The following is a 13,279-nucleotide window of genomic DNA, read 5'->3' as shown; positions in this document are numbered from 1 at the left end:
TTACCCCAACCATTCCTTAAAATCATTCACTCTTTCTCTTGCCACAATCACCTCATCGTCTTTGTAGGTCGGTAAAATCACTTTCAGTCTTGAATTGCTGTGGAGTTGGATCTCTTTGATGGTTTTCATCGGGATGATGAATTTGCGCGACACACGGTAGAAATCTGCCGGATCGAGTTCGGTTTCGAGTTGTTCCAAAGTGATGTCCAATAAGTAATCACGGTTGTCCAGCGTATGGATATAAGTGCCTTTGTTTTCGCTGTAGAAACATTCGACTTCCTCAATGTTAATCATCTTGAGTTGCTGTCCCATTTTGATGGTGAAGCGCTTTTTATACACTCTGTCAATCGGGTTGACCAACATTTTCTTGATCATTTCGAAGTCGAGCGAAAGATTGGGCGCCGCCATATTTCTCGTCTTGAATTTATTGACCGCAGTTTCCAAATCATCTTCGTCAATCGGTTTCAACAAATAATCAATACTGTTCAGCTTGAACGCACGCAAGGCGTATTCGTCATAGGCCGTGGTAAAAATCACCGCGCTTTTGATATCGATATTTTCAAAGATTTCAAACGACAAACCATCAGACAACTGGATGTCCAGAAAAATCAAATCGGGATGCGTATTGGAATTGAACCAATGAATCGATTCTTCTACAGAATGCAACAGGGTATTGACCTGCAGGCCGAGTTTTTCGACTTTGCGTTGGAGCAGTCTTGCGGCGGGCTTCTCGTCTTCTATTATGATAATATTCATTTTCCTTTTGCTAATTGAGGTCATATTAGTTCCGAATGTCCACTGGACATTCTCCTTTTAATTTCAAATGTCTTCAATGATTATTATGTTCATTTGGTTATTCGTCAATTTGGTTATTTGATAAATTCAATCTGCATTCTGCTTTTTGAATTATTCCCATTTATTATTCTTTTCCTTCTCCATCAATTCCTTAATCTTTTTATCTTCCCAGTTTTTACCCAGGATAATGCCTGGCATAAAAACCGACATGCCGTGCGCTATTAAACCGATTCCCCAAAATAAAGCCGTGGAAAAATGTCTCAATTCAAAACTCCAATGTCCATTATCACCAAATTGCATTTTCGCAATGATGATCATAATATTAATCACCACATAAACTATGGCATGCGTATAAAATCCTTTGATTCTCTTCACGCGTTTGGCGGCTTCCTGGTATTTAATTTCGTCTTCGTTTAGCATAACTATTCAAATTTATTTCTTTTATTTTCTTCGTCCATGAATTGTTTAATTTTTCTTTCTTCCCAGTCTTTTCCCAAGAATGAAAAGACATTATAAATAAGCGCGGCATGAAAAAGCAATCCAATTCCCCAACTTACAAAGGTCCAGAGAAACCACAAATACTGTGGTGTATACCTCAGATTGAGATAAATCAAGCCTGCCATAACAACTATATAAACCGCCAAATGCGTGTAAAACCCTTTGATTTTTTCTACCTGTTTTTTGGCGCGTTGGTATCTTTCGAAGTCGTTGTTTGTTTCCATGGCTAACTCCATTTTTGGTTTTTGTTGTCTTCCTTATTCAAAATCTCCTGGATCTTTCTCTCTTCCCATGATTTTCCATAGCCAAAGGTTTCCAGAGCGTGAAACGTCAAGCCCATTCCCCAGCCGAACATTGGGAACCAAAACCATTGAAATCCGCCGGTTCTGAGATTGATAAAGATTAAAAACGGAATCACACAACAGTACGAAATCAGGTTACCGTAGAATCCTTTGAGTTTTTCCACTCTCTCCTTGGCTTTCATATAAGCCATATTTTCGTTGTATATATTTTTCGTTTCCATGATGACGATTTGTTTGGTTAAAATCGGGATTTTTACCTTGAAAGCCGTTTCGGTCTGATCTACCAAAACTTTTCGTTCCGAAATCAAGGCATAACGGTTGACGATGTTTTGCAAGCCAACGCCTTTTCTATCCTGCAGGACTTCTTTCTTTTGTAAATTATTCTCAACTATCAGGTAATTGTTCTCGATATAAATCCTGATGTGCAATGGTTTTTGTTCGCTCGCAACATTGTGTTTGATAGTGTTTTCCAATAAAAGCTGCAGCGATAAAGGCACGACTTTAGCCTCCGGATTCCCGAATTCTGCCGGTAATTCATAGCTGATGCTGTTTTCAAAACGCATTTTGAGCAGGTTCATATAGGTTTTGGCAAAAGCCAATTCCTCATCCACTGAAACCAGCTCTTTGTCCTTTTGTTCCAAAACATAGCGGTAGATTTTAGACAGTGAAGTCGTGAATTTTTGTGCGTTATCCGGATTTTCCTCTATAAGCGAACTCAATACATTCAGGCTATTGAACAGGAAATGCGGATCGATTTGGTTTTTCAAACTTTCAAACTGTGCCGAAGCCGTTCCGGCGATAACTTTTTGCTCTTTGACTTTGCTTTCGGCATAAGCCTTATAGAAGTAAATCGCATGAAATGCCAAGGTGACAATGAACGTTATGATGATTGAAACCAGGTAATTGCTAAACGATTCGTTGTTGAAAAAAGTGGCAAACGATCTTCCTTCAACAATTACATCTTCAAAAACCCTCAGTAAAAAAATAACGACAATTGAAATCAGAAATGACAGGGTAAAACCAAGAAATATTCTTTTCGGCGTAAATCTGTCGGCTTTGAAAACGCGATCCAAATACATGAAAAGCATTGCATTGGCCATGTATAACGAAAGTCCATACAACATCGTATAGCCAAAGTTGCTCAACAAAGCAGCATCGAAGTGAATCTGGTTTCCCGTAATCAACCGAATCAATTGCAGCACTAAAAAGATAGTGACCGATAAAATGATTGCTCTTGGGATTTCTTTTATCAATGGTTTCATTACTGAAATTTTAAAGTGTTTTATTTATTCTTTTCCGATCGGTACATCGCCGAAGCAATAAATCCAACACCCATTCCGGCTAAAGTTCCCACTGCTACGTGGCCAAAATACATTCCCGAGGCGATACCGACAAACATAAATCCGACGAATATCATTCCGGCTAATTTGTTTACTTCTTTGTTTTGGTTTTGATTTTCCATGATTTGTTTATTTTATTGGTTAGTTTTTGTTCTTATTTACAATTCTTCAAAGCTTCCTTTGCTCTATCCAATCCCCAGTTTGGGTGAAAAGGGCTTTCCGGTTTGAACTTTTCAAATAACGGAATAGCACTTTGCAAATCCTGACATAATTTTTTCACGTCGGCACCGGTCCATTGTGCACCATTGATTTCAAATTCGGCTTTACAATATACGGCTCTTGGATTTTCCGGCGCTATGATTTTGGCTTTGGTATACAATTCCATCACTTTTGGAGAATATTTCATCCCGTTGACCATCGGATCCTGAACAATCAATGCAGTGTAAATCATTGCCTGCATCACCATAAGTTCCGGGTTATTCAAACTGATCATTGACGCTTCGTCCTGTGCGTTTTGCGCTTTTTCCAATAAGGCCGCCACTTTTGCTTTGTTCGCCGGATTGAATGCCTCCGTTGTATTGATTAAAGCTACATAATAATTCGGTAACCAATTGGTTTTTTCTGCGGCCGCAATGCGCTCCATCAAATCTGAAGCTTCCTGTGCTTTTCCTTCTTTCCAAAGCCCGAGTGATTTTCCCATTCCTTGTTCAAATTGTGTTTGCGCTCCTAATAATGAGCAAACCAATAATGCGATTGTGGTGATAATTTTTGTCATGTCTTTTAATTTTATTGATGATTAAAACTCTTTTAATTTATAGTTCAAAAGTATCGCGGTTTTATTTGCTGTAAAACTTATACTTACCGAACTGTCATTTTTGATGGATGAATTGTTCTTTTAAAGGTTATCCAACTGATTGTCCTTCTTATTCTCACTAATCGTCCAAAAGAAACCTACAAAGAAAAACTGATCTGCTGTTGGCCTGATGGTTCTTCGGTTGTACACGCCATCGGGATTTGGTGAATTGGCATATTCATACCCAAAAACATTGGCTGTTCCCAATACATTCGATACTGAAAAATACAAAATCTTTTGTTGTGACATCAGATAAGCCCAGCCCAAACTCAAATTATTGTAGCCTTTGGTTTTGCCGTTCATAAACTCTGCCTCATTCGGATTGTTGTATGGTCTTCCGGTCGTGAACGAATTGGTCACACTCAACTGCGATTTTAATTTGTTGATCCACCATTTGCTTACAACACTCAAACTGTGATTGGCCACAAAACTCGGTGTTACTTCAGCCGTGAAATTTTTATAGTTTCTTTGCGTGTCGATATAGGAATAGGAAATCCAGTATTCCACATTTTTGATGGTTTTATTGTCGCGCCAAAAAATATCCAAACCTCTGGCATAACCTGTTCCCGTGTTGCTGAAATTGGTATCAAATTCAGAAGCTTCGGTATCATATTTTACCAAATCGGAATATTCCTTTAAATAAATCTCAGAACGGAAAGTTCTTCGGTCTTTGCTATATTGGTAGTTCAGGATATAGTGTTGCGCTTTTTCACTTTCCAGATAATCGGCGTATTTCAAATAGTCTTGTCTTGGCGCTTGGGTAAAACTGCCGTAGGCAAACGAAAACTGACCGTTTTTGGAAACTTTATAGGCCAATGATGCTCTCGGAGAAACCACCGTTTCCTCCAGCAAATCATTGTTGGATAGTCTGGCACCCACTTTTATGGCAAACTTTTTAGAGAAGAAAATATCCGCTTCGGTGAAGAATGCCGCGATGTTCGCGTTATAACCACTGCTGAACGTATCGCCTTGGTATTGCTTGAAATCTTCGTCAAATTGGGTAATGAAATAATCTCCACCAAAAGACAACTTTACCCTGTCGGAAAAAGACTTTTTCAGTTTTAATTTCAGATGGGAAGAATGTTCCAAATTGGATACTTTGTCCAAATCCAAGCCGATTTTATTTTGGCTGTAGCCATAACTCAATCCGGTAAACAATTGCCATTGCGAACCAAAGTTGCCTTTATAGGACGAATTCAGATAGAAATTATTGTTATCCAAATCCACTCTGATTTTATCGGGATTGTTGATGGATTCGCTGTTGATGTCAAATTGCGACGCATCAAAAGCAGCGTACAGTTTGAACATACCATTGGTAAAACTGTGTCTGTAAACCGCTTCACCCGAAAGCGACTGAAAAGGTTTGTTCCAATCGGCGCGTTGCGGAAATACTTTTTGATAGGGTTCCAAATTGATATAGGCGGTATTAAAACTCAACGAATTGTTTTTCCATTTTTGGGTATTGGCCAAACCTAATCCAACCGACATCAATGAAATATCGGTTTTCTCTTCGGTCGCTTCATCTTGGGTATTCAACAACAAAACACTCGATAACGCTTCGCCATATTCGGCAGAATAACCACCGGTCGAAAATGACATTCCGCTAAATAAAAACGGAGAAAAGCGTCCACGTGTTGGCACATTCGCGGTTGTTGCGCCATAAGGTTGGGCCACGCGAATCCCATCCACAAACGTTTGGGTTTCATCGGCTTCACCACCACGAACAAACAATCGACCGTCTTCACCTACCGTTTGTGTTCCGGGTAAGGTTTGCAAAGCCGAAACAATATCGCCCATCGCTCCGGCTGTAGTTACAATATCCAATGGTTTCAAGACAGAAACCCTGGCTTTATCTCCGGCATCAAACGTTCCGGCGGTAACAATCACCGCATCGAGTGTGTTGACACTTTCTTTGAGTTTGAATGATTTGTTTTGGCAAGTTGCTATCTCAATCGTGACTTTCAGCGTTTCATAAGTCAAAAAGCTGATGACCAAAATCTGATTGCCTTTGGCGGTTGTGGTAAATTTGAATTCACCCTTTTCATCGGTGGAACCACCATCGTAAGTGCCATCAATAAAGATATTGGCGCCGGCGATTGGTTTGCTTTTTTCATCAAGTACTTTACCCGAAATAATCTGTTGTGCATTGCTGTTTAAAGCAATTAAGAAAAGTAAAAAAGTGCAAATTGTTGCATTACTCACTCTTTTGCTTATTGTTTTTTTTCTGTGTTCGTGAATCTCCGATTTCATTGGTTTTGTTTTGATGAAGCAAACTTCCGACAAAGGATAAAACTATGAAATTTAAGTTTACCGAATTGTTATATTGATGGGATGAATTGTAAATTTACAGTCTAAAGAAAATCAAAACAGATGAACATCGAAGAACTCCAAGCCATTTGCAACCAATTACCTCACGTCACTGAAGATATCAAGTGGCATAACGATTTGTGTTTTTGCATTGGCGGAAAAATGTTTTGTGTCGTTGGTTTGAATGAATCGCCAACTTCAGCTTCATTCAAGGTTCTGGAAGAAGAATTTGAAGAAATGAACACCCGAACCGGAATCAAACCTGCGCCTTATGTGGCCAAATACAAATGGGTTTTGGTGGAAGACATCAACACACTCTCGGCTAAGGAATGGGAACATTATACTCAACAATCGTATAAATTAGTCAAAGAAAAACTATCGCTTAAGATTAAAAAGGAATTGGGTTTGGTTTAAAATTTTAACTTTCTGCTGTCAGGATTTCGTTTTTCAAAGAGTAACTTTGTAAAAACTTAGTTTCCCCGGATGAGTACCACAGCACAGATTAAAAAAAAATTCCACTTTATTAAATACCAAAAACTGATTCTTGTAGCGGTTTTAATTGGGTTGCTCAGTACTTTTTTGGCGATTGTTCTGAAACGAATCACCGAACATTATGAAACCATCCTTTTAGGAAAAGCCACCCAAAATTGGTTCTTTTTTATCCTTTTCCCGCTGTTGGGCTTATCGGTTATTTATATTTTACGCCGGTATTTGTTTCAGAAAAAAGAAAACAAAGGCATACGCGAAATCTTTGAAACTACAGCCCAACGCAGAAATAGTTTGCCTCTCTACAAAATTCCGTCGCACTTTATCAATGGCTTTATTACGGTCATTTTTGGAGGTTCAACCGGGATTGAAGTTTCTACGGTTGTCGCTACAGCTACTATTGGTTCTATCGCGCAAGAGAAAGAAAACTTTTTCAACCGACACAAAACGGAACTCATTTGCGCCGGTGTTTCAGCGGGAATAACGGCATTATTTTTTAGTCCGTTTGCCGGAATTTTATTTGCCTGGGAAGTGATTTCCAAAAAAGTAAATAACGTTTTTCTGTTGACTTGCACCATTGCCACAGCCGTTGCTTGCCTAATCATATTCCTGTTGGATGAGAAACCATTGTTTGCGGTACAGCTTCACGGTTGGCATTGGTATGCGATTCCCTATTTTGTTTTATTGGGAATCATTGCTGGTTTACATTCTGTTTACCTGACGAAATGTGTGTTGTATTTCAAAAAAAGTTTTTCCAGAATCAAAAAACATACAAACAGAATTCTCTTTGGTACTATCATTTTAAGTGCTTCTTTACTGGTTCTTCCGCAATTGTACGGTGAAGGATATCATGCCATTAAAGAAAATATTTTGGTGGCCAATCAAACGATATTGACACTGTCATTAGCCATAACTTTTTTAGGAATTATTATTCTGAAACCCATTGTCACTTCGGCGACTTTGGCTTCGGGTGGCGATGGCGGTGTGTTTGCTCCGAGTATTTTTATCGGTGGATTTCTTGGTTTGTTGTTGGCGATTTGCCTGAATACTTTTTTTAATACCAATGTGATTCCGCTTAACTTTATGATTTTAGGAATGGGCGCTATGCTCAGTGCCAGCATTAATGCCCCATTTACAGCCATCTTTTTAACCTGTGGGATTATTAATGATTACACTTTGTTTTTCCCGATATTCCTGACTTGTTTGGTCGCCAAATATACTGCGCAAGCCATTTATCCGTTTACGGTTTATACCTATAATGCTTCGGCTAAATCATAATGCTGCATGCCTGTTGAAAAAATAAAACGCAATTACCGCAAGGCGCGATACGTACTTTACAAAGAAACCTTAGTTGATTTCAAAGAACACTTTTGGGCATTTTTGGGTTCATTTATTGGAATGGGCATTATTGCTTATCTGCAGTATGGTAAATTTTCACCACCCGATTATGTCTTTCTGATTGGTTCCTTCGGCGCTTCTTGTGTTTTGGTTTATGGCGTAATCCAAAGTCCGTTAGCCCAACCCCGAAACCTGGTTGGTGGTCATCTGATTTCAGCGATTGTTGGTGTAACAGTTCAGAAACTGATTCCTGATATTTTGTGGCTTTCGGCACCATTGGCTGTTTCACTTTCGATAGTAATGATGCAAATCACCAAAACCTTACATCCTCCGGGTGGCGCAACGGCATTGATAGCAGTAACCGGTTCACCAGCCATCCTAAAATTAGGCTATTGGTATGTCATCACTCCTGTATTTGTTGGCTCGATTATCTTACTCGTAGTGGCTTTGATTTTCAACAACATGACTTCCAACAGACAATATCCAACGGATAAAAGATTTACCAAAATCAGAAACAAAATCAAACGCGCAGCAAATCTTTGAGCTAAACAATTGTTAAAATAATTTTCTGCTTTAACTTAAATAATCAATAAAAATGGTTAGACTTGTGCCGCCAAATATATACCACCTAACCAATGAAAATTCTCAAATCGCTTTTTGCATTTGCCGCGTTCTTTGCTTTTAATAGCGCTTCAGCACTATCAATTACCGAAAGATGGCCACAAATTAAGGCGTACCACGATGTAATGCTAAAAACATTTCACTCTTCAGAAGAAGGAAATCTGGATCCGATTAAAACGTATTCTGAATTGCTGGTGGAAAAAGCAGAAGCTTTATCGGTTGAAAACATGCCTCAGGAATTTCGCAGTCCAAAGCTGATTGAAGCCTTGATCATTCTGAAAAAAGAAACCAAGACCGTCAATCAATTGGTACTCGAAAAAGCGACGGATGATGAAATAACCAAAGCTTTAACCAAGCTAAACGACACATTTCACAAAATCATTGAGACGTGTAAAACCAAAAAATAGCCATAAAGCAAACCTAGTACAGTCGCTAGGTTTTTTTGTGCAAATACTTTTCAACAATTTATTCCGCTTCGCTCCATACCGTTTGCACTTCGTACTCGGGTAGCAATTCAAAAAATCTTTTCAACAATTCATAATTCACAATTCATAATGATGAATTATAATTTATCTTTGCTCGCTTATAAAAATTACGATTATGATTTATAAATTCAGAGCAATTCTTGATGCCGAAGAAGATGTTTTCAGAGATATTGCGATTCAGGAAGCCGATACTTTAGAAGATTTGCACAATGCCATTGTCAATGCGTTTGGTTTTGACGGTTTGGAAGTGGCTTCTTTTTATACTTGTGATGACCAATGGAACCAGGAAGAGGAAATCCCGATGTTTGATACCGGTGATATTGTCGGCGAACAAAAAATCATGAGTGATTATCCATTGAATCAGTTATTGGGCGAAGACCAAACCAAAATCATCTACGTTTACGACTTTATCAATATGTGGACATTTTTAGTAGAATTGGCCGCAGTTGAAGAGGAAGAAATTGGCGTAATCTATCCAAACCTATTGTTCTCTCACGGCGTATTACCTGCGATTGCTCCTGAAAAAGAATTTGAAGCCGAAAATGAAGATTTCTATGCGGAATTTGAAGACGATTTAGACGATGACGATTTGGATATGTTTGGCGGCGATGACAGCTTCGAAGACTATGGGTTTGAGGAGAATTGGAATTAACCTAGCTTTTAGCTGAAAGCTATTAGCGCTCAGCTTTGATAACATTACACTATTTAATTAATTATAAAAAGCTAACTGCTAAAGGCTAATCGCTGATAGCTAGCTAACCGCTACAAATGATCAACCTATTTAACGCCCACATCGAATCTTTATCCATCCACCGTGTTGGAAACAAAAGCCGCAACGAAGCCATTTTCCTTTCAGACCAGCCTTATGGTTTGAATGACGAAATCGTACCGCTTTTAAAAGAATATTTCTTTAAATCGTTCCGCGAAAAAGAAGAAAACTATTTCCAGTTTGCACACGATGTAGATTTGGAATACAACGATATGTTCAACTTGGCGACTGAGCTTTTCACCAATCCAAGTGATACACATGAGGTTTCTAAAAAGATTACCAAACACCTTTTCGAACAATCAAATCATCCGCACATCAAGAATGGTGAAGTATATGTAGCGCATTTAACCAATGTTTCCATCGACAATAATGTCGTGGATGCGATTGGGGTTTTCAAAAGCGAAATCAAATCTGATTTTATGCAGTTTGAAGAAAAAGGCACTACTTTGGAAATGATTTTACAACAGGGAATCAACCTAAGCAAATTGGACAAAGGCTGTTTGATTTTCAATTACAAAAAAGAAGAAGGTTATAAGATTTTGACTGTAGACAGTAACCGTTATGACGCGCGTTATTGGTTGGAGCATTTCCTTTCGGTAGATGCATTCCAGGATGAGAATTTCTATACCAAAAAGTATTTAAAATTCTGTCAGGGCTTTGCGAAAGATGTGGTGCTTCCTGCAGAAGACAAAAAAGAAGAAGTAATGTTCATGAACCGCGCGGTGAATCATTTTGCCAAAAATGACCAGTTTGAAGAAACGGCTTTTCTAAACGAAGTATTGGACAATCCTGATTTGATTCCGGAGTTTAAAAACTATAAAGTAGACAAAGGTGAAAAATACAGCATCGAAGACATTACCAACTTCCCGATTGCCAATAGCGCTGTAACCGACGCGAGAAAGTCAATCAAAAACGTGATTAATCTCGATACCAACATCCAAATCAAATTGGATTTCATCAACCCGGAAAGTGCAGAGAAATTTGTTGAAAAAGGTTGGGATGAAGAAAAACAGATGTATTACTATTTGGTTTACTTCAATAAAGAAAACAAATCTTAGAGCTAACATAAGAAAAAACACCATCCTCAATTGTTAAAACGGTTGGGGATTTTTTTATGCATGGCAATATTTTTATATCTTTCCCGTTTTGTATAAAAGCAATAATGACCCTAAAACACTTCACATACTTCCTACTGTTTTTTCTTGTCAGCCAAAATATCCTGGCGCAGGAAAAAGAAGTGCATAGCGGTAATGATTCTACCAAAGTACTGAAGAAGATTGAAACCATTTCCAAGAAAAGTAAGTTCAGTAAAGCCGTTTATAAATTACTGTTCAAATCCAGCCGAAAACCAAAACCTACTTCCGGCGCCAAAAGGAAAAGGTTCTTAATCAAAAAGGCATTCGACAGAAGCGAAGGCAAAATCATCCGAAACATCAATATAGAAACCCTTGATCCGTTTGGATATGCTGTCGACAATTACAAAGACGAACCTCATAATGGCGTTGAAAAATTTGGAAACAGACTGCATCTCAAAACCAAAAACTGGACCATCCGTAACTTATTGCTTTTCAAAAAAAATGAACCTTTAGATTCGATTGTGGTCAAAGAATCCGAGCGTTTGATTCGTCGCCAGCGCTATACCCGTTCTGTGATTATCAAACCGGTAGAAATTCCCGGCAGTAAAGATTCGGTTGATATTTCGATACGCGTTTTGGATTCCTGGAGTTTGATTCCGTCCGGAAGTTTGTCGAGTTCCCGAGGGAATTTTGAGCTCACCGAGCGTAATTTCTTTGGTCTCGGTCACGAATTCAAAAACGATTTCACCAAAATTTTTGATACGGGACAAACTGCTTATATCGGTCAGTACTCGATTAGTAATATTAAAAATACTTACATCAATACGGTTCTTACTTATGAAAATTCAATTTACAACAATACCACCAAAAGTGCGCGTTTTGAACGACAGTTTGTCTCTCCTTTGACCCGTTTGGCCGGAGGTGTTTATATTGAAAATAAGTTTTACGTTGATTCGTTACCGGATACCAACGGTATTTTTGAAGACCATCGATTCAAATTGGAAACTCAGGAATATTGGTTAGGCCATTCATTTAAGATTTTCAAAGGAAAAGACGAAGATTTCAGGACGACCAATTTAGTGACTACCATAGGTTATAAGAATGTAGACTATTTGGAAACACCAACATTGCCTTATGATCCGACCCGATTTTTTGCTTCTGAAAAATTGTATTTAGGCACCATCGGTTTGAATACCCGAAAGTTTGCCGAAGACAAATACTTGTTCAACTTTGGCATCATCGAAGATATTCCGTATGGACAAGTATATTCGATAACTGCAGGATTTCAGGATAAAAACGATAGAAGAAGAAGTTATTTTGGCGGTCGTTTTGCCTATGGTGATTACTTTAAGTTGGGCTATTTTGGCATCAATGCCCAATGGGGAAGCTTTTTTAGCAATGGTTGTACCGAAGAAACCACTTTCAGGGTTGAAGGCAATTATTTTACCAATCTTATGTTTTGGGGTGATTGGAAAATCAGACAGTTTATAAAACCAATTTTGGTCATCGGAAATCACAGAAATCCAATCATAAAAGATCGGGTTCAACTCTCTGATGACGATGGTATTTCTGGGTTTAATAATCCGCTGATCTATGGAACCCGAAAATTATCATTGGCTTTTCAAACCCAAACTTATGCCCCGGGCAATTGGCATGGTTTTCACTTTAGTCCGTTTTACAATATGACTTTTGGTCTTTTGGGAGATGAAACCGATGACTCTTTTGATGGCAGATTGTATTCCAAATTCAGTTTAGGTGTTTTAATCAACAATGATTATTTGGTGTTCAACAGCTTCCAAATTTCGTTCTCTTATTACCCGTCTATTCCTTTTGACGGAAGCAATATCTATAAGTCAAACTCATTCAAAAACAATGACTTAGCACTTCCGGATTACCAAATTGGGCAGCCAATCATTGTTCCTTATAAGTAAATTAATTGTTTTCAAATTGTTAAATTTTGTAGGTTTTATACTTATTAAATAGTTAAAACAATGCATTTTAACGACTATATTTTGCACTTAAACGGCAAAATGATAAGTTTACTATGCCTAACAAACCCGAGACATTTGATATTAAGAGGAGAATGTTCAGTGAACATTCGGTAAATTAGTGACAAGCGTAGCGGAATAAAACCCTATCCTATGAATATTAATTACTTAACTCAAGGAATGGTGAAAAAGAATTATCGCTGTTCCATTCTTGGACATCGCTTTGTGGAAACCAAAAAAATCAATTTTCATTTCAGCGAGTATGAATGTGAAGTTTGCAGACTGCAGGCTACCAATGACAGCAGAGGTCATAAAATAACCTTGACTTCTAAACTCAAAGACATTAACGAAACGCTTTTCTATTTGAATCTGAAAAAACAATTTATCAATAAATTTTACTTTCCAAAAAAAGAGCAGTAAC

15 protein-coding genes are annotated in these 13,279 nt (G+C 38.2%); 8 read left to right on the top strand and 7 right to left on the bottom strand.

The genetic code is table 11. From position 1 onward, the window contains the following. From P1K33_RS05685 to P1K33_RS05655, 7 genes are all read right to left on the bottom strand, one after another. Positions 1-756 carry a LytR/AlgR family response regulator transcription factor gene (locus tag P1K33_RS05685; RefSeq protein ID WP_284651929.1) on the bottom strand — a complete coding sequence of 252 codons (756 nt, stop codon included), beginning with the start codon at positions 754-756 and terminating at the stop codon, positions 1-3. Positions 757-906: 150 nt separating this feature from the next. Then, a complete protein-coding gene (locus P1K33_RS05680; RefSeq protein ID WP_284651928.1) occupies positions 907-1,215 on the bottom strand; it encodes a 2TM domain-containing protein in 309 nt (102 codons plus the stop codon). 2 nt (positions 1,216-1,217) lie between these two features. After that, positions 1,218-1,517, bottom strand: a complete 300-nt coding sequence (locus P1K33_RS05675) for a 2TM domain-containing protein (RefSeq protein ID WP_284651927.1) — start codon at positions 1,515-1,517, stop codon at positions 1,218-1,220. 2 nt (positions 1,518-1,519) lie between these two features. Then, entirely contained in the window at positions 1,520-2,857 is a 1,338-nt protein-coding gene (locus P1K33_RS05670) for a 2TM domain-containing protein (protein WP_284651926.1), read from the bottom strand. Positions 2,858-2,877: 20 nt separating this feature from the next. Next, entirely contained in the window at positions 2,878-3,057 is a 180-nt protein-coding gene (locus tag P1K33_RS05665) for a hypothetical protein (RefSeq protein ID WP_284651925.1), read from the bottom strand. Between the two features lie 32 nt (positions 3,058-3,089). Further along, complete coding sequence (locus P1K33_RS05660) at positions 3,090-3,710, bottom strand: hypothetical protein (RefSeq protein ID WP_284651924.1); 621 nt, start codon at positions 3,708-3,710, stop codon at positions 3,090-3,092. Positions 3,711-3,830: 120 nt separating this feature from the next. Beyond that, positions 3,831-6,038: a TonB-dependent receptor gene (locus tag P1K33_RS05655; protein WP_284651923.1), complete on the bottom strand. Its 2,208-nt coding sequence runs from the start codon at positions 6,036-6,038 to the stop codon at positions 3,831-3,833. A gap of 120 nt (positions 6,039-6,158) precedes the next feature. Between P1K33_RS05655 and P1K33_RS05650 the strand changes: the two genes are divergently transcribed. From P1K33_RS05650 to P1K33_RS05615, 8 genes are all read left to right on the top strand, one after another. Next, complete coding sequence (locus P1K33_RS05650) at positions 6,159-6,509, top strand: MmcQ/YjbR family DNA-binding protein (RefSeq protein ID WP_284651922.1); 351 nt, start codon at positions 6,159-6,161, stop codon at positions 6,507-6,509. Between the two features lie 69 nt (positions 6,510-6,578). Further along, positions 6,579-7,859 (top strand): chloride channel protein, encoded by a 1,281-nt coding sequence (locus tag P1K33_RS05645; protein ID WP_284651921.1) that lies wholly within the window; start codon positions 6,579-6,581, stop codon positions 7,857-7,859. Positions 7,860-7,865: 6 nt separating this feature from the next. Beyond that, a complete protein-coding gene (locus P1K33_RS05640) occupies positions 7,866-8,462 on the top strand; it encodes an HPP family protein (protein ID WP_284651920.1) in 597 nt (198 codons plus the stop codon). A gap of 92 nt (positions 8,463-8,554) precedes the next feature. Further along, positions 8,555-8,947, top strand: coding sequence for a hypothetical protein (locus tag P1K33_RS05635; RefSeq protein ID WP_284651919.1), 393 nt, complete (start codon positions 8,555-8,557; stop codon positions 8,945-8,947). Between the two features lie 193 nt (positions 8,948-9,140). Further along, a complete protein-coding gene (locus P1K33_RS05630) occupies positions 9,141-9,677 on the top strand; it encodes an IS1096 element passenger TnpR family protein (RefSeq protein WP_284651918.1) in 537 nt (178 codons plus the stop codon). Positions 9,678-9,793: 116 nt separating this feature from the next. After that, the gene (locus tag P1K33_RS05625; protein ID WP_284651917.1) at positions 9,794-10,852 is read left to right on the top strand and encodes a nucleoid-associated protein; all 1,059 of its coding nucleotides are present in this window, start codon (positions 9,794-9,796) and stop codon (positions 10,850-10,852) included. 104 nt (positions 10,853-10,956) lie between these two features. Then, a complete protein-coding gene (locus P1K33_RS05620) occupies positions 10,957-12,801 on the top strand; it encodes a hypothetical protein (protein ID WP_284651916.1) in 1,845 nt (614 codons plus the stop codon). A gap of 210 nt (positions 12,802-13,011) precedes the next feature. Beyond that, entirely contained in the window at positions 13,012-13,278 is a 267-nt protein-coding gene (locus tag P1K33_RS05615; RefSeq protein WP_284651915.1) for a DUF1660 family phage protein, read from the top strand. Position 13,279 lies beyond the last annotated feature (1 nt).

Origin of the sequence: Flavobacterium terrisoli (genome assembly GCF_030167905.1) — a bacterium.
GTDB classification, from domain to species: Bacteria; Bacteroidota; Bacteroidia; order Flavobacteriales; family Flavobacteriaceae; genus Flavobacterium; species Flavobacterium terrisoli.
Note: the sequence above shows the minus strand (reverse complement) of the source record. Positions and strands in the feature narration are given on the sequence as shown.

Excerpts from the sequence above, each read along its gene's own strand:
- P1K33_RS05685 (WP_284651929.1), bottom strand. The coding sequence starts at position 756 with ATGAATATTATCATAATAGAAGACGAGAAGCCCGCCGCAAGACTGCTC.
- P1K33_RS05680 (WP_284651928.1), bottom strand. The coding sequence starts at position 1,215 with ATGCTAAACGAAGACGAAATTAAATACCAGGAAGCCGCCAAACGCGTG.
- P1K33_RS05675 (WP_284651927.1), bottom strand. The coding sequence starts at position 1,517 with ATGGAAACAAACAACGACTTCGAAAGATACCAACGCGCCAAAAAACAG.
- P1K33_RS05670 (WP_284651926.1), bottom strand. The coding sequence starts at position 2,857 with ATGAAACCATTGATAAAAGAAATCCCAAGAGCAATCATTTTATCGGTC.
- P1K33_RS05665 (WP_284651925.1), bottom strand. The coding sequence starts at position 3,057 with ATGGAAAATCAAAACCAAAACAAAGAAGTAAACAAATTAGCCGGAATG.
- P1K33_RS05660 (WP_284651924.1), bottom strand. The coding sequence starts at position 3,710 with ATGACAAAAATTATCACCACAATCGCATTATTGGTTTGCTCATTATTA.
- P1K33_RS05655 (WP_284651923.1), bottom strand. The coding sequence starts at position 6,038 with ATGAAATCGGAGATTCACGAACACAGAAAAAAAACAATAAGCAAAAGA.
- P1K33_RS05650 (WP_284651922.1), top strand. The coding sequence starts at position 6,159 with ATGAACATCGAAGAACTCCAAGCCATTTGCAACCAATTACCTCACGTC.
- P1K33_RS05645 (WP_284651921.1), top strand. The coding sequence starts at position 6,579 with ATGAGTACCACAGCACAGATTAAAAAAAAATTCCACTTTATTAAATAC.
- P1K33_RS05640 (WP_284651920.1), top strand. The coding sequence starts at position 7,866 with ATGCCTGTTGAAAAAATAAAACGCAATTACCGCAAGGCGCGATACGTA.
- P1K33_RS05635 (WP_284651919.1), top strand. The coding sequence starts at position 8,555 with ATGAAAATTCTCAAATCGCTTTTTGCATTTGCCGCGTTCTTTGCTTTT.
- P1K33_RS05630 (WP_284651918.1), top strand. The coding sequence starts at position 9,141 with ATGATTTATAAATTCAGAGCAATTCTTGATGCCGAAGAAGATGTTTTC.
- P1K33_RS05625 (WP_284651917.1), top strand. The coding sequence starts at position 9,794 with ATGATCAACCTATTTAACGCCCACATCGAATCTTTATCCATCCACCGT.
- P1K33_RS05620 (WP_284651916.1), top strand. The coding sequence starts at position 10,957 with ATGACCCTAAAACACTTCACATACTTCCTACTGTTTTTTCTTGTCAGC.
- P1K33_RS05615 (WP_284651915.1), top strand. The coding sequence starts at position 13,012 with ATGAATATTAATTACTTAACTCAAGGAATGGTGAAAAAGAATTATCGC.